General features: G+C 65.7%; 19 protein-coding genes, 1 tRNA gene and 1 other RNA gene. 13 read left to right on the top strand and 8 right to left on the bottom strand.

Annotated elements, in window-relative coordinates:
* Positions 1–1,170, bottom strand: coding sequence for a PucR family transcriptional regulator (locus AOP75_RS10180; protein ID WP_083966933.1), 1,170 nt, complete (start codon positions 1,168–1,170; stop codon positions 1–3).
* Between the two features lie 170 nt (positions 1,171–1,340).
* Entirely contained in the window at positions 1,341–4,049 is a 2,709-nt protein-coding gene (gene aceE / locus AOP75_RS10175; RefSeq protein WP_236683146.1) for a pyruvate dehydrogenase (acetyl-transferring), homodimeric type, read from the bottom strand.
* A 237-nt stretch (positions 4,050–4,286) separates the two neighbouring features.
* Between aceE and AOP75_RS10170 the strand changes: the two genes are divergently transcribed.
* The 8 genes from AOP75_RS10170 to AOP75_RS10135 all read left to right on the top strand — a co-directional run bounded on the left by AOP75_RS10170 (position 4,287) and on the right by AOP75_RS10135 (position 8,995).
* Complete coding sequence (locus AOP75_RS10170) at positions 4,287–4,715, top strand: DUF3052 domain-containing protein (RefSeq protein WP_062078977.1); 429 nt, start codon at positions 4,287–4,289, stop codon at positions 4,713–4,715.
* A complete protein-coding gene (locus tag AOP75_RS10165) occupies positions 4,712–5,173 on the top strand; it encodes a peroxiredoxin (protein ID WP_062078976.1) in 462 nt (153 codons plus the stop codon). The genes AOP75_RS10170 and AOP75_RS10165 overlap by 4 nt, the downstream gene beginning before the upstream one ends.
* Before the next feature lie 30 nt (positions 5,174–5,203).
* A tRNA-Val gene (locus AOP75_RS10160) sits at positions 5,204–5,277 on the top strand.
* Positions 5,278–5,380: 103 nt separating this feature from the next.
* Positions 5,381–5,809 (top strand): VOC family protein, encoded by a 429-nt coding sequence (locus AOP75_RS10155; protein ID WP_062078975.1) that lies wholly within the window; start codon positions 5,381–5,383, stop codon positions 5,807–5,809.
* A gap of 62 nt (positions 5,810–5,871) precedes the next feature.
* Entirely contained in the window at positions 5,872–6,615 is a 744-nt protein-coding gene (locus tag AOP75_RS10150; RefSeq protein WP_062078974.1) for a potassium channel family protein, read from the top strand.
* 13 nt (positions 6,616–6,628) lie between these two features.
* On the top strand, positions 6,629–7,465 hold the full coding sequence (locus AOP75_RS10145; protein ID WP_062078973.1) for a Nif3-like dinuclear metal center hexameric protein: 837 nt from the start codon (positions 6,629–6,631) through the stop codon (positions 7,463–7,465).
* Between the two features lie 19 nt (positions 7,466–7,484).
* A complete protein-coding gene (locus tag AOP75_RS10140; protein ID WP_062078972.1) occupies positions 7,485–8,222 on the top strand; it encodes a zinc ribbon domain-containing protein in 738 nt (245 codons plus the stop codon).
* Positions 8,219–8,995, top strand: coding sequence for a histidine phosphatase family protein (locus AOP75_RS10135; protein ID WP_062078971.1), 777 nt, complete (start codon positions 8,219–8,221; stop codon positions 8,993–8,995). The genes AOP75_RS10140 and AOP75_RS10135 overlap by 4 nt, the downstream gene beginning before the upstream one ends.
* Here AOP75_RS10135 and AOP75_RS10130 read toward each other — a convergent pair.
* Positions 8,992–9,765, bottom strand: coding sequence for a YaaA family protein (locus AOP75_RS10130; protein ID WP_161794568.1), 774 nt, complete (start codon positions 9,763–9,765; stop codon positions 8,992–8,994). The genes AOP75_RS10135 and AOP75_RS10130 overlap by 4 nt on opposite strands.
* Before the next feature lie 141 nt (positions 9,766–9,906).
* On the opposite strand from AOP75_RS10130, the gene rnpB reads away from it, so the two are divergent.
* Both rnpB and AOP75_RS10120 read left to right on the top strand, forming a co-directional pair.
* Positions 9,907–10,282, top strand: an RNA gene (gene rnpB / locus AOP75_RS10125) — RNase P RNA component class A.
* 82 nt (positions 10,283–10,364) lie between these two features.
* Positions 10,365–10,763, top strand: coding sequence for a hypothetical protein (locus tag AOP75_RS10120; RefSeq protein WP_152650056.1), 399 nt, complete (start codon positions 10,365–10,367; stop codon positions 10,761–10,763).
* 61 nt (positions 10,764–10,824) lie between these two features.
* On the opposite strand, the gene AOP75_RS10115 is transcribed toward AOP75_RS10120, so the two are convergent.
* On the bottom strand, positions 10,825–11,688 hold the full coding sequence (locus AOP75_RS10115; RefSeq protein ID WP_062078969.1) for a formate/nitrite transporter family protein: 864 nt from the start codon (positions 11,686–11,688) through the stop codon (positions 10,825–10,827).
* A 92-nt stretch (positions 11,689–11,780) separates the two neighbouring features.
* Between AOP75_RS10115 and AOP75_RS10110 the strand changes: the two genes are divergently transcribed.
* Together AOP75_RS10110 and AOP75_RS10105 are read left to right on the top strand one after the other, a co-directional pair.
* Entirely contained in the window at positions 11,781–13,055 is a 1,275-nt protein-coding gene (locus AOP75_RS10110; RefSeq protein ID WP_236683145.1) for an LCP family protein, read from the top strand.
* Positions 13,056–13,850: 795 nt separating this feature from the next.
* On the top strand, positions 13,851–15,263 hold the full coding sequence (locus AOP75_RS10105; protein WP_062078968.1) for an O-antigen ligase family protein: 1,413 nt from the start codon (positions 13,851–13,853) through the stop codon (positions 15,261–15,263).
* 6 nt (positions 15,264–15,269) lie between these two features.
* Here the strand turns inward: AOP75_RS10105 and ppgK are convergent, their stop codons facing one another.
* Complete coding sequence (gene ppgK / locus AOP75_RS10100) at positions 15,270–16,094, bottom strand: polyphosphate--glucose phosphotransferase (protein ID WP_062078967.1); 825 nt, start codon at positions 16,092–16,094, stop codon at positions 15,270–15,272.
* On the bottom strand, positions 16,091–16,972 hold the full coding sequence (gene map / locus AOP75_RS10095) for a type I methionyl aminopeptidase (protein WP_062078966.1): 882 nt from the start codon (positions 16,970–16,972) through the stop codon (positions 16,091–16,093). Before map ends, ppgK begins: the two co-directional genes overlap by 4 nt.
* A gap of 31 nt (positions 16,973–17,003) precedes the next feature.
* Between map and AOP75_RS10090 the strand changes: the two genes are divergently transcribed.
* On the top strand, positions 17,004–17,201 hold the full coding sequence (locus AOP75_RS10090; RefSeq protein WP_062078965.1) for a hypothetical protein: 198 nt from the start codon (positions 17,004–17,006) through the stop codon (positions 17,199–17,201).
* Between the two features lie 6 nt (positions 17,202–17,207).
* Here AOP75_RS10090 and AOP75_RS10085 read toward each other — a convergent pair whose 3' ends face one another.
* On the bottom strand, positions 17,208–17,882 hold the full coding sequence (locus AOP75_RS10085; protein WP_062078964.1) for an SDR family NAD(P)-dependent oxidoreductase: 675 nt from the start codon (positions 17,880–17,882) through the stop codon (positions 17,208–17,210).
* 20 nt (positions 17,883–17,902) lie between these two features.
* On the bottom strand, positions 17,903–18,703 hold the full coding sequence (gene panB, locus AOP75_RS10080; RefSeq protein ID WP_062079163.1) for a 3-methyl-2-oxobutanoate hydroxymethyltransferase: 801 nt from the start codon (positions 18,701–18,703) through the stop codon (positions 17,903–17,905).
* Positions 18,704–18,748 lie beyond the last annotated feature (45 nt).

Genomic DNA, 18,748 nt, shown 5'->3' with positions numbered 1-18,748 from the left:
CTACAAAGACTCGCGGCTGGAGTCCCGGAGGCGGCCCAGGGCAAAGGCCATTTCCAACACGTGGGCGTCGCGATGGGCGAGGACGTCCCAGCCGGTCATCTCTGCGACCTTCTTCAGGCGGTAGCGGACCGTGTTGGGGTGGACAAACATAGTGCGCGCCGCCGTTTCCAGCGACCGTCCGCAGTCCAGGTACGTCGCGACCGTCTCCGACAGCGAACCACCCGCCTGGACAATCGGATCGTACGCGATCGACACCAGACGTTCCCGCGCAGCTGTATCGCCAACGAGCACGCGTTCTGGCAGGAGGTCATCGGCGCCAACTGGGCGCGGTGCCATGGACCACGCGGGAGCGGCAATGACGCCAGCCACGGCGGCGCGCGTGGCTCGCGCAACCTCAATGAGGGTGACCGCCTTGGGGCCGCGGACCACAGGGCCCGGACCAAACGCTGGCAGGAGGGCGGCGACGAGGTCCTCGTGACCCTCGTCGGCCCGGGAAATCACAATGAGGTCTTCGCCATGAATCCCGACCAGCGCGCCCGGCGCAGACCGGCGGATGGTGCGACGCAGGTCAGCGCTTTGCACTTCACCGAGCGCGCCATCAGTGAGGCCCACGAGCACCAGGGTGGGCCCGGGCTTCCATCCGAGCGCCGCGGCGCGAGAGGGCAGGTCGTCGTCGACTTCTCCGCGCACGAGCGCGTCGACCACCAGGGCCTCGAGGCGTGCATCCCATGCCCCGCGAGTCTCGGCGGCGCGTGCGTAGACCTCTGCGGCAGAGAACGCGATCTCACGCGAGTACAAGAGAATCGCTTCCCGGACTTCCTGTTCGGAACCTGGGGAGGCGAACTCGTCGGAATGGGTTTCGACGACCTCGACGACGGTGCGCACGATCGACAGGGTGTGTTGAAGCGAGACGGAACGCGTGAGCTCCGGGGGAGCGGCCGCGAACACCTCGGTGGCACTGCGGTGGGACCGTTGCGGGTCAGCGAACCACGCGACAAAGGACGAGATGCCTGCCTGCGCGACCGTGCCCACCCAGGAGCGCTCCTGCGCCGGGAGCGCGCGGAACCAGGGATAGTCCGTATCGAGTTGGCGGAGCGCGGCGGTCGCGAGGCGCCCTGTGGCGGCGCGGAGCCGGCGCAGCGTTTCAGAACGCGCAGCGGAGGTGGCCATGCCGTCAGCATAGGGGAGTTGTTGTGGGATTCCCACAACGCCAGGCCCGCAGTTAGTGCGACACCTCCTGATGCACCTCTACGACAAGGCTGACTCGTCGCGCCTGCCGACAACGACGAGGGCCCTGCCCACCGCTGGTGCGGTGGACAGGGCCCTCTGAGGCGTAGACCTTAGGCGTCGCCGCCGGCGTTGCCTGACGTGCCCTTGCGGACGTCGTGGAGCTCGTACCGGCTCACGGCATCGGCCGTCGTTCCGGGGGAGACCTGACCGCGACGCTCCAACTGCTGGAGCACCTTGACCGCCGTCGACGGCCCATCGATCTTGAAGTACCGGCGGGCAGCGGCGCGAGTGTCGGAGAAGCCAAAGCCATCCGCTCCCAACGTCGCATAGTCGCCGGGGACCCAGGCACGAATCTGGTCGGGGACCAGGTGGTCGTAGTCGGACGTGGCCACAAACGGGCCCTGCGCACCCTGGAGCTTCTGGGTGAGGTACGGCACGGGGTTCTCGCCGGGGTTGAGGAACGCCGTCTCCTCGCATGCGAGCGCCTCGCGACGCAGCTCGTTCCAGGACGTCACGGACCACACCGAGGCGCGCACGCCGTAGTGGGTGGCCAGCAGCTCCTGAGCCTCAAGCGCCCACGGAACCGCCACGCCGGAGGCGAGGATCTGCGCCTCCGGTCCGTCACCGGCCGGCGCGTCCGCGAACTTGTAGATGCCCTTGAGGATGCCCTCGACGTCGACGTTTTCCGGCTCGGCGGGCTGCCGAATGGGCTCGTTGTAGACGGTGAGGTAGTACATGACGTTCGGGTCACGCGAGTCCTCGCCATACATACGCTGCAGACCGTCGCGCACAATGTGGCGGATCTCGTAGCCGAACGCGGGGTCGTACTGCACCACCGCGGTGTTGGTGCCCGCCAGCAGAGGCGAGTGACCGTCGGCGTGCTGGAGGCCCTCACCCGTGAGGGTGGTGCGTCCGGCCGTGGCGCCAATGATGAAACCGCGCGTGAGCTGGTCGCCCGCGGCCCAAAACTGGTCGCCAGTGCGCTGGAAGCCGAACATCGAGTAGAAGATGTAGAACGGCACCAAAGGCTCGCCGTGTGTGGCGTACGCCGTACCGACGGCCTGGAAGGCTGCGGCGGAGCCGGCTTCGTTGATGCCGGTGTGCATGATCTGCCCGGCCTCAGACTCCTTGTACGAGAGCATGAGTTCGCGGTCAACGGGCAGATAGTTCTGCCCCTTGGTGTTGAAGATCTTCGCCGACGGGAAGATCGCGTCCAGGCCGAACGTGCGAGCCTCGTCGGGGATGATCGGCACAATGCGCTTGCCGAACTCCTTGTCGCGCACCAGGTCCTTGAACAGGCGGACGAACGCCATCGTGGTGGCGACTTCCTGCTTGCCGGAGCCCTTCGCCAACAGTTCGTATGCCTTGTCGTCTGGCAGGGCGATCTGCGTCTTGGGGTCGCGACGCTCGGGGACAAACCCGCCCAGCTGCTTGCGGCGGTCGAGCATGTACTTGACGGCCGGGTCGTCCATACCGGGGTGGTAGTACGGCGGGTTGTAAGGGTCAGCCTCGAGCTGTTCGTCAGAGAACGGGATGTCGAAGGTATCGCGCAGCACCTTGAGGTCTGCGGCCGCCAGCTTCTTCATCTGGTGGGTCGAGTTGCGCGCCGCGAAGTTGGAGCCCAGGCCATAGCCCTTGATGGTCTTCGCGAGGATGACCGTGGGCTTGCCGTTGGCCTGCGTGGTCGAGGCCTTGTATGCGGCGTAGAGCTTCCGGTAGTCGTGGCCGCCGCGCTTCAGCGCCCAGATCTCGTCGTCACTCATGTCCTTGACGAGCTCCTTGGCGCGCGGGTCGCCGCCAAAGAACTGGTCGCGAATGAAGGCTCCCGACTCCGCACGGAAAGTCTGGAAGTCGCCGTCGGGGACGGTGTTCATCAGGTTGACGAGCGCGCCATCTTCATCGCGAGCAAGCAGGGGGTCCCAGTTACGGCCCCACACGACCTTGATGACGTTCCAGCCTGCACCACGGAAGAACGCCTCGAGTTCCTGAATGATCTTGCCGTTTCCGCGGACCGGGCCATCGAGGCGCTGGAGGTTGCAGTTCACGACGAAGGTCAGGTTGTCGAGGCCCTGGTTGGCAGCGAGCTGGAGCATGCCGCGGCTCTCGGGCTCGTCCATCTCGCCGTCGCCAAGGTAGGCCCAGACGTGCTGCTGCGACGTGTCCTTCAGGCCACGCAGGTGCATGTACCGGTTGGTCCAGGCCTGGTAGATCGCGGAGGCAGGGCCAAGGCCCATCGAGACGGTGGGGAACTCCCACACGTCCTGCATGAGGCGCGGGTGCGGGTACGAGGACATGCCGCGACCGGGACCGGACTTTTCCTGACGGAAGGAGTCGAGGTCGTCCTCACTGAAGCGTCCCTCGACGTAGCCGCGGGCGTACACACCGGGAGCCGCGTGGCCCTGGAAGTAGACCTGGTCACCGCCGCCGGGGTGGTCCTTGCCGCGGAAGAAGTGGTTGAGACCCACCTCGTACAGTGTCGCGACTGAGGCGTAGGAGGAAATGTGGCCGCCCACACCCTTGCCTGCAGCCTGCGCGCGCGTCACCATGACGGCCGCGTTCCAGCGGATCCACCCGCGGTAGCGACGCTCAATCTCCTCGTCGCCGGGGAACTCGGGCTCGTCATCCGCGTGAATGGTGTTGACGTAGGGGGTGTTCAGGCTCAGCGGCACCGAGAGCTGCTTGGTGGCAGCGTGCTCGACCATGCGGTCAAGGACGTATTCGGCTCGCGACTCACCACCCGTCTCGATCAGTCCGTCTAGCGACTCGAGCCACTCATCGGTTTCGCTCGGGTCTTTGTCAATCTCGCCGTGTGATGCCACCGGTGACCTTCCTGTGGGGCGCAAGGGTGTAGCGCCGTGCCTTGGGGTGGGGGCGGGTGGTACCGCCTCTTCATCGCTCATTGTGTCGAGTTCCGGAGCAAATGTCACGCTGGGCCCGTGCCGCGTGGAGACCCAAGTGGCCTGTCGCATTGCCACGGCCTACGCGCGCGCTCTACTGTGGTGGAAACGTTCGCGCAGGAATTGCGCGGAGAGTGCAACGAAGGGAGTGCCACCGCTGTGGCCACACAGGAGGGGACGAGCACCGTCGACGATGGTGTCATCGACCGGTTCGACCTGACCAAAGGACTTGTCCTACAGGAATTCGGCTACGACGAGGACGTGGACTCCGCGTTGCGTGTAGCCATCGAGGAACGTACCGGCGAAGCGCTCGTCGACGAAGACTACGGCGATGTCACCGACGGAGCGCTGGTGTGGTTCCGTGACGGAGACGACGACCTCACTGATCTATTGATGGACGTGCAGTCGCTGATGGACGACGGTGGGGCCGTCTGGCTTTTCACTCCCAAGGCCGGCACCTCCGGCCACGTACCGCCTCGCGACGTGCAAGAGGCGGCTTCTGTCGCCGGACTGCACTCCACGATCACTTTCGTGGTGGGCGAAGGTTGGTCGTGCACTCGACTCGTCGACAAGGGTTGGCAAAAGTGACGGGACCTCGTCTAGGCGAGGCTGCTCCCGACTTTGTCTTGGTCGACCAGCACGGCCGCCGAACGACTCTCCGTGACTTCGGTGGGGCACCGCTGCTGCTGGTGTTCGTGCCATTCGCTTTCTCTGACACCTGCACCAACGAGTTGATTGACTTGCGTGACGAGTCGCCGCTCGTTGAGGGCTCGGATGTCGCAGTCGCGGTCGTCTCATGCGACTCCCTGTACACGATGAAAGCGTGGGGAGACGCACACGCGTATTCCGCGCCGTTGCTCAGCGACTTCTGGCCTCACGGTGAGGCGGCGCGCGCCTACGGCGTGTTCAGCGATGACAAGGGTCTCGCTGGACGCGGCAGTTTCCTCATCGACTCTGAGGGGATCCTCCGTTGGTCTGTCGTGTCTGACCTTGGCCAGGCGCGAGATCTCGACGAATACCGCGCCGCGATTGGCGACGTGTCGTAAACATCGCGCAAGATGCGCCACAATGGTGGCGGGCCCTTAGCTCAGTTGGTTAGAGCACTGCGTTTACACCGCAGGTGTCATCGGTTCGAGTCCGGTAGGGCCCACTCGTGAGACAAGCGCGCAGCGCGCATGGCCGCTCCGCCCGTAATGTGCGCCCGTGGCAGCGTCACCGCGCATCCGGAACGCCAGGGCTCTACCATCTCCCGTATGGTCACCAGACTGGACAACGTCGGCATCGCCGTCGAGGACATCGACGCGGCGATTGCGTTCTTCACTGACCTCGGTTTGAGCATCGAGGGCCGCGACACGGTGAGTGGCACATGGGCCGACACCGCGGTCGGGCTCGACGGAAACCACGCCATGATCGCGGTGCTCACGACGCCTGACGGCCACGGACGCATTGAACTCATGCAGTACTTGCACCCCGCAGCGCGCGCGACGCCGCCAACTGAGCCACACGACATTGGCATGCATCGTGTCGCACTCGCCGTGGACGACCTCGACGCCGCGCTCGATGTCGCCGCACGCCATGGCTGCCATCCGCTCCGGGGTGTGGCGAACTACCAAGACATGTACCGCCTCACGTATGTGCGCGGCCCCAGCGGAATCCTGGTCATGCTCGCGCAGAAACTCTAGGCGGCTGGTTGCACTCGCTACGATGTGGGGCGAACGGCTGAACGCGAGGAAAGGGACGCACCGTGGCCGAACCCATGGGCCCGCGATACGACGCATACGCGGCCAAGACCGATGCCCCGATGGCTGCGCTGGCCTTTATTTTCCTCCTGGTGTGGTCGGCGCGCATCATCTTCTTCACTGAGTTGCCACACGGCGTGCGCTCGACTCTGCTGTCGATTCAGGGCTTCATTTGGGTCGCGTTCTTGGTCGACATCATCATTCGCACGCTGATCTCCCAAAAGTCGTGGAAGTTCTTGTGGACGCATCCCCTCGACGTCATTGCCGTGGCCGTGCCGGCAGCACGCCCTCTTAAGGTGCTCACCGCCTTTACCCAGGGCGCGGCCTTCGCGTCGGCGAAGGGCCGCCTCAAGACCATGCAGGCGGTGATCCTGTCGGTGGTCCTGCTCCTATGGATCGGGTCCGTTGCTGTGCTGGCAGCTGAGCGCGAGGTCACGGACTCCGCGATCAATAACTTTGGTGACGCCCTGTGGTGGGCCTTCGTGACCGTCACGACCGTGGGCTATGGCGACTTTTCGCCGGTGTCCGTCACCGGGCGCATCGTCGCCGTGATCATGATGCTTGTCGGTATCGCGCTCATCGGTGTCGTGACCGCCTCCGTGGCCGCATGGTTTGTGGCGCTCACGTCAGGTGACGACAGCGAGGATGAGGCGAGGGAAGAGTCTCGCCACGAGGAGCTTCAGGCGCAAGTCCGCGAACTCGAGGCCAAGATTGACCGGCTTTTGGAGAATCCCAGGCGCGAAACCTGAGTAGCGTGGTGCCATGACCACCGTCGCGGACATCGCAGACATCTTGGAACGGCGCTTTCCGCTCCACCTCGCTGAAGACTGGGACGTCAACGGCCTCACCGTTGGCGATCCCACGGCGCATGTCCGTCGCGTGCTTTTCGCCGTGGATCCCACGCTTGCCGTGGTGCAAGAGGCGATCGACATCGACGCCGACCTCATCGTCACACATCACCCGTTGCTGCTCAGGGGCGCGACGCAACTGCCCGTCACGTCCTCGAAAGGGGCCGTGATCCACCAGCTCATTGCCCATGGAATTGGGCACTACAACGCCCACACCAACGCGGATGTCGCCACCGATGGCGTCTCGGAGGCGCTCGCCCAAGCCGTCGGCGTGAGGACCTCAGCGCCGCTCATCGCCCGCCCCGGAGACCGTACGCAGGGGACTGGGCGCATCGGCCCCCTTCCCGGCCCCATCTCTCTCGCGGAGTTCGCGCAGCAGGTCGCCCAGGCCCTTCCAGCGACCGCGCACGGGGTGCGCGTCGCGGGCGACCTAGACGCCGCAGTCACGACCGTCGCCGTATGTGGGGGCTCGGGAGACGCCTACTTGGCCGATGCCAGGGCGGCCGGCGCGGACGTCTACATCACTGCAGACTTGCGTCACCACCCCGCATCAGACTTCCGCGAAACGGCTGACTTGGGTGATGGACGGCCCTTCCTGATCGACGTGGCGCACTCGGCTTCTGAGTGGGCTTGGTTGACGGCCACCGCGGAACACGTGGCTGATGCCGCCGGAGTGGACACGACCGTCTCCACCCTGAACACTGACCCCTGGACCGCGCACATCCCGTCGCGGCCCGACCCGCACGCGTAACCCAAAAGGAGACCTACCTGTGGCTACCGCCCCCGTCGCCGACCAGCAGCGACTACTCGAGGTTCAAGACGCTGACCTGCGCATCCAGCAGGCCCGCCACCGCCTCGAGACTCTCCCTCAGCTCGCTCAGATTGCCGAACTCACCGGCCGCGCGGCGGACCTGCAGGAGGATGCGATCGCGCGCGGGGCCGAGGTCTCTGATCTTCGCCGCGAAGTCACCAAGGCGGAGGATGACGTCCAGGCCGTCCGGGCTCGCGCGGAACGCGACCAGTCCCGCCTCGACTCTGGGTCAGCGAATGCCAAGGACCTGCAGGCGCTCCAGGCGGAGCTTGAGGTGCTGAAGAAGCGTTTGAGCGACCTCGAGGACATTGAGCTGGAGGCCATGGAACGCCTTGAGACGGCGGAGGCAAGCCACGCCGACGCCACGCGTCAGCGCGACGCTATCGACGCGCAGATCGCCGAATTGGAGGCGGAGCGGGCACGCGCCGCAGCGGACATCCAGGACGAAGTCGCCGACATCGAAGCCGAGCGCGTGCTCAAGGCGGAGGGCCTCGACGCCGCGCTCGTGTCGCTGTATGAGCGTCTGCGTGACCAGCATGGCGGCGTGGGAGCGGCTGCCCTCCAGGGCCCGCGTTGCCTGGGTTGCAACATGACGCTCAACGCGGGCGACCTGCGTGCGATCGAGTCTGCCCCCGCGGACCAGGTCGTGCGCTGTGAGGAGTGTGGGCGCATTTTGGTGCGCAAGGCGGACGCATGACGCCAGACGCGAACCCCACGGGGCCGGAGTATGACGACGCGCAGCGCGACAGCGCGCCCAGCCGGTCCCCGTTTGCCGCGGACGCTGCCAATCTTGTGAGCCCCCTCACCGTGGTGCTGGTGCGCCACGGGGTGACGGACATGACGCTCACACACGCGTTGTCTGGTTCGGGTGAGGTCGGGCCCTCGCTCAATGCACAGGGGCGTATTCAGGTCGCCAAGGCCGCGGACGCGATCTACAACATCGGCCGGCGCTCGTGGCCGCACCTCGCTCACGTGAGCCGTGTGTTCGCGTCGCCCATGACCCGTACGCAGGAGACCGGCGGCGCGCTGGGACGTCGAGTGGGCGCGCATGTCGAGACCGATGACCGGGTGCGCGAGATTCACTTTGGCGAGTGGGAGGGACTCACAGGGGACGAGGTTGCCGAGCGATTCGGCGACGCGATCCACCGCTGGCGTTTTTCCGAGATCCCGGCTCCCGGGGGCGAATCGATCGCTGAGGTGGGCGCCAGGATGGATGCCTTCTTGACCGACGTGGCGCGTCAGCATGCGGTACTGGCCGCCGAGGGGCGCGATGAACTTCGCACGTGGGCCGTGGCCTCGCACGCCGTCGCGATCAAGTCAGCCGTGGGCGTGTCCTTGGGCATGGATCCACGGACGTGGGGAGCCATCTGGCCGCAGCCGGCATCGCTGACGATGCTGCGCCTGCATGTGGACACCAACGGCGACATCATCGAGCGCCACGTGCTGTGCGTGGGTGCGCCGACGGATTAACCCTGCAGCACGATCGTGAGCTCGGACGGCGTGAGCGCGACGTCGATCACGTGGTCGAGTGAGCGGGCGACGTCGGCGACCTCATCCGCCGTCTGGGGTTCCGTCTGAGTCGCCGTCAGCGCGCCCGTGAGGAGCCCGCGCGTGTGTTTGGCCATGTGGCTGACCACGGTGCGCTTGCCGTGCAGCTCGCGTTCCACGCGCACGTTGACCACGGGGTGCGCGCTGGGGCGCCAGGCAGCAACGTACGCACTTGAGCGGCAGTCGACAATGATGCCGTCACCGGCTTGGTGGGAGAGTTCCTGGGCGAGGTGCTGGCGCCAGTAGGACGCGAGGGGACCCACGCGTCCGAGCGACGTCGACATCGAGAGGCGGTAGGCCGGGACGCGGTCAGCGGGGGAGAGCGCTCCCCACAGCGCTGACACGATGCGCACGCGCGAGGCGGCGCGGGCGGCGTGCGCGGCATCCCAAGTGGCCGCGCCGGCCGCGTCATAGAGCACCCCGGTGTAGACCTGGGCCGCCGGAGCTGCGGGGTTGTCCCACAGGTTCCGGTTGCGGGCCACCTCAGCCTCCAAACTGGGTCCCACTCCGAGCACGTCGAAGGCGTTGCGTTGCGCTGACACTTTGGCGAGCGCGTCGCCTACCCGCTGGCGTGCGCTGGAGAGTGCGGGGTGGGACAGCGACTCAAGGTCGACGGGAGCGCCATGGGTGGGCGCCGTTTTTCCTTCGGACGGTGGCAGCAGGATCAGCACGCCCACCAGGGTACGGGGCAAGAGGCCCTCGCCTTCTCGCCTGGCCGAACAAACCCGGCGGGAATTCGAGGGCTGCGGCGCCCTGGCCGTCAGTTTTCGGTGACCACTGCATCGGGCCGATGCTCGGGTCAGGTGGCCTGCCGGGTAGTCTTGAGGCGCGGATGAGTTGGCTAGGCGACCGCGTGGCTCGTCAGAGCCCCGAGGAACGTCCGGGCTCCACAGGGCAGGGTGATGGCTAACGGCCACCCGGGGTGACCCGCGGGACAGTGCCACAGAGAGTAGACCGCCTTCGGTGTATGCCGAAGGTAAGGGTGAAAGGGTGAGGTAAGAGCTCACCGCGCGACTGGTGACAGGAGCGGCACGGTAAACCCCACCCGGAGCAAGGCCAGACAGGATGCGTTCGAGGGCTGCCCGCCCGAGGCATCCGGGTAGGCTGCTGGAGCCCTGGAGCAATCCAGGGCCTAGATGGATGGTCGCCCGGCGCGGTGCGGTAACGCGGCGTGCCAGACAGAACCCGGCGTACAGGCCAACTCATCCGCTTCCGCCAGTTGTGACGAAGTCCTCACTACTTTTGTGTGGTAGCACTACAAAAGTCGTCTGGTCTTCACTACGCTGACGGAATGCGCACCGTTGCCATGGCCCTCGTCGCCGCGACCTCCCTGCTAATCGCCGGTTGCTCTGCTCCTGAGGCCCCAGAGGCGGAGCCGACGCCAGCGCCCGAGGAAACGACGCCAGCAGTGGCGCAGTCGGCCGAGGTCACCTTCTGGGATCTTGCTCCGCTTGGGGATGGGGCCCACATCAAGGTGCAGGTCGAGGACCGGGCGAAGGCCGCTGACTGCGCCGGCTTGAACGCCTTGTTTGCTCGCATCGTCGCGGACGACGCTGTCGAGGGCTTCACCGACGAGGCGCTGTCGTACATCGACACCCACCGCTCCGCGGCCAACTGCGATGGCACGGAAAGCGGCGCCAGCCCCAGCCCGACAGCGAGCCCCTCACCCAGCATTGAGTCGCAATGGTGAGGTGACACGGACTGTCACCGCACCCGCGGCATCGGCCCTATCCGGCCCATAGTGCCAATGGCTAGTCCACAGGGCGCTGCCTGCGCGAGCGACGATCAAGGTGCTTGCGTGCGTCATTGGCGTACGCGTAGTAGATCCCGATGAGCAAACCACCGCCGATGAAGTTACCGGCGAGCACGATCGCGAGATTGCCGAACGCCAGGCCCAGGTCGATCCCGTCCTGGAGACCCACCATCGTGAACACCACCGTGTTCGCCACCGAGTGCTCGAACCCGATGAACGCGAAAATGAAGACCGAGACGATCATGGCGACCGACTTCATCAGGTCCTCCTTGATGGTGCCGTTGTAGACCAGCAGCATCGCCAGATTGATCATGAAGTTGCACAGGATCGCGCGGACAAAGAGATCGCCCCAGCCGGTCAGACCCTCGGCGACATACTCGAGCTTGTGATCGACCGCGGCCGTGAGTTCGTCTCCCACCGCGCCGTCGGCAAGGGTCGAGCCCCACAGCAGGAGCGCGAGCGCCAGGCCGCCCAAGAAGTTGCCCAAGTAGCAGAGCCCCAACACCCTGAGCGAGCGCAGGACAGTGATGCGCTTGTAGTAGCGCCCAATGGACACAATCATCATGTTCGACGTCAGTAGCTCGGACTTGGAGTAGTAGATGAACACGAGCGCGAACCCGAACACGAGCGCGCCTACGATGCGTCCCAGTGCGGCGAAACTTCCCCCGCCCACCTCAGAGAACACCGCGAGTACGGCGAAGTCGGCCAGGTAGAGGATGCCAATGATCACGCCAGCCATGGCCGCGCGCATCAAATACACGCGGGCGAGCGCGCCACTCATGGCGGTCTTGGTTTCCAGTGCGTCGAGCACCGTTGAGATGAACTGAGTGCCCGGGAAAAGCTGGCTCTTGGCGTCCGTCATAGTGATGAGCCTGGCACACACTCGCGGAAGCGGCGTGTGCGCGACGCCGTGCCTCCCGACATATGAGAGGTCACCGGGCTACTCTCGGTGGCGTGAGCAACCAGGACAACGGCCGTACGCCGGACCGCGACGCGCCGCGGAGCGCGAACCGCCCCAAGCCGCCCTCGGTTCCACCTAAGCCCAAGCGCGTGTCCACCCGCATGCCCGTGAATCGCCCGTCCGTCGAGGATGAGCCGCTCGCCCCCACGCGCGCGATGCCCCCACAGTCAGCGGCGACTCCGCCGTCGGCCGCCCGGCGCAACTCCCCGCCGCCGTCGTACCCGCCCCGCGAACGTACGCAGCAGGCGCGCCACGAGACCTATGGGGAGCAGCCGTCACGGCAGCACGCCTACGACGCGGCGCCGGCCCCCGCTGCGGCGCCGCCCCGCAAGCGCAAAAAGCACAAATGCTGCACGGCTGCGCTGGTCATTGTCCTCATCCTGGCGGTCATCTTCGGCTGGTTGCTGATCTGGGTTCAGGGGCAGATCCAGACGGTGCCGGCGCTGTCCGGCGCAGCCAATACGCCCGGCGACACCACCCTGATCGTGGGGTCGGACTCGCGTGACGGGTGGGGGCACAACGACCTAACGGAGGGCGAACGCACCGACACCATCATGGTCCTGCACGCTCCCGAGAGCGGACCCACGTCGCTGATTTCTATCCCGCGAGACTCGTTCGTCCCCATTCCTGGCTACGGCAGCAACAAGATCAATGCCGCGTTCTCCTTTGGCGGGCCGCAGCTCCTGGTGGAGACCGTCGAGGACCTCACCGGGCTCACCATCGACACCTACCTAGAGGTGGGGTTCACGGGCGTGGAGGGGATCGTGGACGCCCTGGGAGGTGTGGAGTTGTGCCTCGACTACGACGTCGATGACGAGAAGAGCGGGCTGGTGTGGGAAGCGGGATGCCACACGGTCGACGGTGAGACGGCATTGGCGTTCTCTCGGATGCGGTACTCCGACCCGCTCGGCGACATTGGTCGTGCCGAGCGCCAGCGCCAGGTCGTCGGTGCCGTCGCGGAGGGCATCCTGAGCCCGGCAACGCTCCTCAATCCCACCAAGCTGCTGCCGGTGACGTCTGCGACGCTTGAGGCCTTCCGCGTCTCGGAGGGCACAGGCGTGTTCGACCTCATGGGCTTGGCGCTCGACATGCGCAGCGCCCTCGGGGGCAATGCCGTCACAGGGACGCCACCAATCACATCGCTGGGCTACAACGTCGACGGCGTTGGCTCGACTGTCCTGCTCACCGAGGAGGAACTGCCGCAGTTCTGGGAGGACGTCGCCGAGGGCAACTTCGAGCCCGGCGAAGAGGTCGGGGGAGTGGAGTAACCCCGCGCTTCCCGCCAGATGGCTCCATTTGGTTGTTTTAGCCGGACATAGCATCCGTTTTGTGCCACGTGGCGGACTGAGGCTGCCTGCGTGCGCCACATGCGGCTCGGTCGTGGCGTCTGGAACGCGCCACAGGGCCGATGCATCGGTGACCTTCCGTACGGACCGCGCCACCGCATCGGCTGGTTGCGGTGGTCGCGCGAGTGTTCGCTCGTATACGCGCCTGGGATGCCATTCGTGGCGGAGGATTCCATCGGCGCACGAGCCCGAACGCGCTTCCGAACGCGCTGAAGGCATCGAGCCGACCGCTCAAGTGGCACGAAACGGCCGTTATCGCCTCCCAAAACAGCGAAATGGAGCCATTTGGCGGGGAAGGCGGAGGGGGGGAAATGAGACGACCCCGACGTCGCAAGGGGGGCTAGCGACGCCGGGGCCGGATGCCATCGAGCGCGTCACAGAACCGAAGTTCCGGAGCGCATTCACGCATCGGGATAATCATGGCATGGCTCGCGGCCGTTTGTCACATCGTTTTGATGATTTTCGTCGTTTTTATGAGAAGTGCCTGGTAGATTACAAGAAATTCGCGAGTTGAAGTGCCACTCAGTGTGAGCTGGCCGCACGGGGGCACGCCCGAAAAGTCCATCTGTGGCGGCAACAGAGCCGCCTTGACTACACTGGGCCGTGGTCGCACCAGTGTTGACAGGCGTCATCGCTGGCCGTTGAGGTCCCAATGTCGCCCCTCCGACCATCCTTCCGGAGTGCCCTTCACCATCCCGAGGCGAGAAAGCGAGCGACATGTCCATCCACGCCACCACCAGCAGGCTCCATGCCTGGCTGACGACGCGCGCCGGTCGCGAGTCGCTAGTGGTGTGGACCGTGGTGTTCATGATGTCCGGTCAAGGATTCCGGTACATGCTCGGCATCCCCGGATATGCGTTGCTGTGCGTCCTGACCCTGGCTGCCTTCTGGGTGGCGTTCCGTGACTCGCTCTGGCGAGCACGGTTCCCTCTGATCATCGTCGCCTTCGTCGCGCTGGGCGGCCTCTCCATTGTGTGGTCCGCGACCCCGGCGGTGACGGCCCTTGCCTTCGCCGTGACCGCCGTCACGACTGCGCTGGCGGCGGTGTCGGTGCAGGGCGTGGGTGGTAAACGATTCCTCGACTTGCTCTACCGCGGGCTGCAATGGTGTGTGCTCCTGGGCATTGGGTTCGAAGTCTTTGTCACCCTTGTGGTGCAAGACGAGCTCATGCCCGTGGCCGGCGATTTCTCCGGCGTGACGGGCCTCGACGACTCCACCTCGCCGTTCGTGTGGTCGGAGAACGCCTTGCTCGACGGCGGCCCCATTCAGGGGTTTGTGGGCAACCGCAATCCGTTTGGTGCGATCGTGCTGTTCACCGCCATCCTCGCCGTGATTTTGCGGCTCGAGCGGCGCATCAGCGCCCGCAATGGCTGGACCACCCTGCTCACCTGCATTGGCGTCCACATGCTCACCCAGTCAGCGACGGTCACGGTCGTGGCGGGCGCGGTGCTCCTGCTCGCTGTGTTCGGCGTGGTCATCCGCGCCGCTGACCCGCCGGGCAAGCGACTAATCTCGCTGAGTTTCATTGGCATGATGACCGTCGCGGCGTTCTTTGCCCTTCGCCACTTCGACAAGATCTTGGATCTGCTCGACCGCGACTCCGACCTCACCAACCGCACCGGAATCTGGGAGCGCGTGGTCGACATCGCTCAGATGCGCCCCGAAGGGTGGGGTTTTGTGGGGGTCTGGCCCATCTGGGCAAACCCGTACTCGGCAGTGGTAGACGAGACCACCGTGCGAGCGACGCACGCGCACAACTCCTACCTGGATGCGTGGTTGCAACTAGGCGTGCTGGGCGCTGTGGTCCTCATCGCGATCGTCGTGCTGACCATGGCCCGTGCGTGGCGCGCCGTCGAGTACGGCCGCCCCCACGACACCTGGATGCCGCTGGGCTGGTTCCTCTTGCTGGGCGCGCTCGCAGTGCAGTCGCTCGCGGAGTCCAAGATGCTCGTCGAGGGTGGCTGGTTCATGCTCGTCGCCCTGGCCTGCATTGTGCCCCGGATGCGCGCCGTTACCCTCGCTCCGCCGCACCGAGCGCGCACGGGCGCCGAGTGGTTCCCGCGCTATGTGGCCAAGCGCACCGCAGCCCCCGCCGAACGGCTGGGGGAGTCGGGCACCGAGCGGGCGTAGGGCTCGCTACTTCTTGGGCTTCTTCGAGGGCTTCTTCTGGGCGTCCTTCGCGCTGGCCTTCTCACGCTTGTCCGCGCGCTTGGCGGCCGCGGCAGCCCACGAGGCCGCCCCCACAATGCCGGCGCCATTGCGCAGCTCTGCGGGGATGATCGGGGCTCGCAGGTTGAGCTTGGGCAGGAACATGTGATGCGACTTCGACACCCCGCCGCCCACAATGATGAGGTCCGGCCACAGCAACTTCTCCATCTCGTCGTAGAAGCGCTGCAGGTTGACGATCCAGCCATCCCAGTCGAGGTCGAGCCGCGTGCGTGCGGATTCCGCGGCCCAGTGCTCCGCGATCTCGCCGTCGATGATCGTGTGCCCGAACTCGGTGTTCGGCACCAGCTCGCCATCGGCGATGAGCGCTGACCCAATGCCGGTGCCCAGGGTCGTCATGAGAATGACGCCGTCGGCGCCGTGCGCGGCACCGTAGCGGTGTTCGCCAAAGCCAGCGGCATCCGCATCGTTCATGACGAACACATCGTGGCCGGCGTGCTGGCGAATGAGCTCGCGCAGGTTGACGCCAATCCATGACTCGTCAAGGTTGGCGGCCGTCTTGACGACGCCGTGCTGAATCACTCCCGGGAATGCGACGCCGACGGCGGTGTCCGCGCTGGGTTCAAACCGGGTGATGCACTTGGCGACGGTGCGCGCAATGGCGTCGGGTGTGGAGGGCTGGGGAGTGGGGATTCGGTAGCGTTCTTCAGCGAACTTGCCGTTTTTCAGGTTGACGGGCGCCGACTTGATGCCGGTTCCGCCAATGTCGACTCCGACCGCGATCTTCTTGCTCATGGCAGTGTCAGGACCTCCGCGCCCTCTTCGGTGATGACGATGGTGTGTTCAAACTGCGCGACCCAGGAACGGTCGTTCGTGACGACTGTCCAGCCGTCGTCCCACTCGCTGCTGTCCTGCGATCCCATGCACAGCATCGGCTCGACCGTGAAGACCATGCCGGGCTCGATCACGTCGTCGTGCATGGGCGCGGCATCGTAGTGAGGAATGATCAGGCCGGTGTGGAAGGCCGGTCCCACGCCGTGTCCGGTGTAGTTGCGAACCGACTCATAGCCAAAACGCTGGGCGTACTTCTCGATCACGCGGCCAATGATGTTGACCTCTCTGCCCACGCGGGCGGCCTTGATGCCGCGCATCATGGCCTCGTGGGTGACCTCCACGAGCTGCTTCGCCTCAGCGGAACCCTCGCCGGCGATGAACGAGCCACAGTTGTCGCCGTGGACGTCATTCTTGTAAGCGGTGATGTCCACCTTGACGATGTCGCCGTCGTAAATCACCGTCGAGTCCGGGATGCCGTGGCAAATGACCTCGTTGACCGATGTGCACAGAGCCTTGGGAAAGGGCGGGCGGCCCGCAGCGCCTGGGTAGCCCAGCGTCGAGGGGTACGCGCCGTGGTCCAGCACATATTCGTGCCCAATGCGGTCGAGTTCGTCCGTGGTGACGCCGGGGGCGACGTGGCGGCCCACTTCCTGGAGTGCGCCCGCAGCGATCTTTGCGCTCTCGCGGATCCTTTCGATGGTCTCCGCGCTGTGGACGTCACCACCGGTCCACTCGGTGGCGACGGCGCGTCCGACGTACTCCGGACGAGCGATCGAGGCGGGGACATCACGCCGCGGGGAGACGTGTCCTTTGGCAATGTGCTCGCGAACGGGACTCATGCCTGGCAGTCTATTGGGGGAGGCGATGCCAATGTCCAGCCAGGGCGACAAGAAACCGCAGTACTACTTCAACACCCGCACAGGCGAGGTCGAGGAGGGGCCCCAGAGTTCATGGGAGAACCGCATGGGTCCGTATGACACGCGTGAGGAGGCCACCAAGGCCTTGGAGACCGCTCGCAAGCGCACTCAGGCCTGGGATGAGGCGGACGAGGAGTGGCGTCAGGGGTAGGTCGCGTTACTCGCGGCCCTCATCCAGTGGGATCAGCATGTCTCGGAAGTCGCCGGGCGTGGCGTGCAGTTGCCAAATGCGTTCCGCGACGTCCTCGATGCCGTTGTCGAGCTGCAGTTTGGGGATAGCGCCAGGGATGACGAGTTGGCGCACCCGGATGCCCTCGTCCGTCAGCTGTTCGTGCAGCATCTCGCCATAGGCGGTCTCCGCTGGGAACGCGATCGAGGTTCCGGCAAAGCCCGCACGCGACTTCACTGACGTGCCGCCGTTGATGAGGATGATCGACCCGTCGCCGGCCTCGCGCATGGCGGGCAGCACGGCCCGAGCCGCATGCATCAGGCCTAGCGCGGAAAATCGCAGCGCCTCGAGCGCGAGCGCGGGGTCAGTGTCGAGCACCGGCTTGAGGTAGTCACGTGACGGCAGGGGGCTGTACTGAAGGGCGGTGACGGGGCCGAGTTCGTTGGCAGCGTCGGCCAGCGCGGCTTCAAGTTGCCGACCGTTGCGCACGTCTGCCAGGTACGGGCGCGCGGTGACACCGTCGGTAGCGAGCTCGGTGACGAGGTCGTCCAGCTTGGCCTCATCGCGGGCGATGAGGGCGATGGAGAATCCTTCGCGTCCAAACCGGCGTGCGACAGCGGCGCCCAATCCTGGTCCGGCTCCCACTATGGCGAGGGTTGGCATGAGCGATCCTTTCGTCGAGGCTATTCGTCGAACGTGTGGTCGAGCGTGGGGAACTGCCCGCCCTTGACTTCACTGACGTAGGCGGCGGCGCCGTCGCGCATCGCGTCGCCAATGTGGCCGTACTGCTTGGAAAAGCTCGGGTGCCACTCGCCCACACCCAGTGCGTCGAGCCACACCAGCACTTGACCATCGGTGTGCGGCCCAGCGCCGATCCCGATGGTGGGAACGTCGAGGGCAGCAGACAACTTCTCGGCGACAGGTGAGATCACCATTTCCAGGACGATGGCGAAGGCTCCCGCCTCCTGGAGCGCGAGAGCGTCGGCGAGCATGTCGTCGTAGGCCCCGTCGCCGCGGCCCTGAATACGGCGGCCACCCAACGCGTTTTCTGACTGCGGGGTGAAGCCGAGGTGTCCGCAGAACGGAATTCCGGCGTCCGTGACGGCCTTGACCTGGGCGGCAATGCGGCGGCCACCTTCGAACTTGATCGCGTTGGCGCCGGACAACTTCATCATGCGGATGGAGGACTCGACCGCTTGCTGGGGGGAGACCTCGTAGGCGCCGAACGGCAGGTCAGCGATGACGAAGGAGTGCTCCGCACCCTTGGCAACGGCGCGTGCGAAGGGAATCATCTCGTCGACCGTTAGCGGCACTGTGGAGTCGTAGCCGAGCATGTTGTCGCCGAGCGAGTCGCCCACCAGCAGAATGTCCACGCCCGCGGCGTCAAACGCGCGAGCAGTGGGGTAGTCGTAGGCGGTAAGCATGGTGATCTTCTCGCCGCGGCGCTTCATCTCGGCGAAGTGGTGAATCCGAACCTTCTTCATGCCACCACTGTAGGCGTGCGGCACCGGCAGAACATACTTGGCGCC

The organism is Demequina globuliformis, assembly GCF_000975155.1.
GTDB classification, from domain to species: Bacteria; Actinomycetota; Actinomycetes; order Actinomycetales; family Demequinaceae; genus Demequina; species Demequina globuliformis.
The sequence above is the reverse complement of the archived record's forward strand: the minus strand, read 5'-3'. Positions and strand labels throughout refer to the sequence as shown.

Excerpts from the sequence above, each read along its gene's own strand:
- AOP75_RS10120 (WP_152650056.1), top strand. The coding sequence starts at position 10,365 with ATGCGCACCGTTGCCATGGCCCTCGTCGCCGCGACCTCCCTGCTAATC.
- AOP75_RS10155 (WP_062078975.1), top strand. The coding sequence starts at position 5,381 with ATGGTCACCAGACTGGACAACGTCGGCATCGCCGTCGAGGACATCGAC.
- panB (WP_062079163.1), bottom strand. The coding sequence starts at position 18,703 with ATGAAGAAGGTTCGGATTCACCACTTCGCCGAGATGAAGCGCCGCGGC.
- AOP75_RS10145 (WP_062078973.1), top strand. The coding sequence starts at position 6,629 with ATGACCACCGTCGCGGACATCGCAGACATCTTGGAACGGCGCTTTCCG.
- ppgK (WP_062078967.1), bottom strand. The coding sequence starts at position 16,094 with ATGAGCAAGAAGATCGCGGTCGGAGTCGACATTGGCGGAACCGGCATC.
- AOP75_RS10180 (WP_083966933.1), bottom strand. The coding sequence starts at position 1,170 with ATGGCCACCTCCGCTGCGCGTTCTGAAACGCTGCGCCGGCTCCGCGCC.
- map (WP_062078966.1), bottom strand. The coding sequence starts at position 16,972 with ATGAGTCCCGTTCGCGAGCACATTGCCAAAGGACACGTCTCCCCGCGG.
- AOP75_RS10085 (WP_062078964.1), bottom strand. The coding sequence starts at position 17,882 with ATGCCAACCCTCGCCATAGTGGGAGCCGGACCAGGATTGGGCGCCGCT.
- AOP75_RS10115 (WP_062078969.1), bottom strand. The coding sequence starts at position 11,688 with ATGACGGACGCCAAGAGCCAGCTTTTCCCGGGCACTCAGTTCATCTCA.
- AOP75_RS10105 (WP_062078968.1), top strand. The coding sequence starts at position 13,851 with ATGTCCATCCACGCCACCACCAGCAGGCTCCATGCCTGGCTGACGACG.
- AOP75_RS10135 (WP_062078971.1), top strand. The coding sequence starts at position 8,219 with ATGACGCCAGACGCGAACCCCACGGGGCCGGAGTATGACGACGCGCAG.
- AOP75_RS10090 (WP_062078965.1), top strand. The coding sequence starts at position 17,004 with ATGTCCAGCCAGGGCGACAAGAAACCGCAGTACTACTTCAACACCCGC.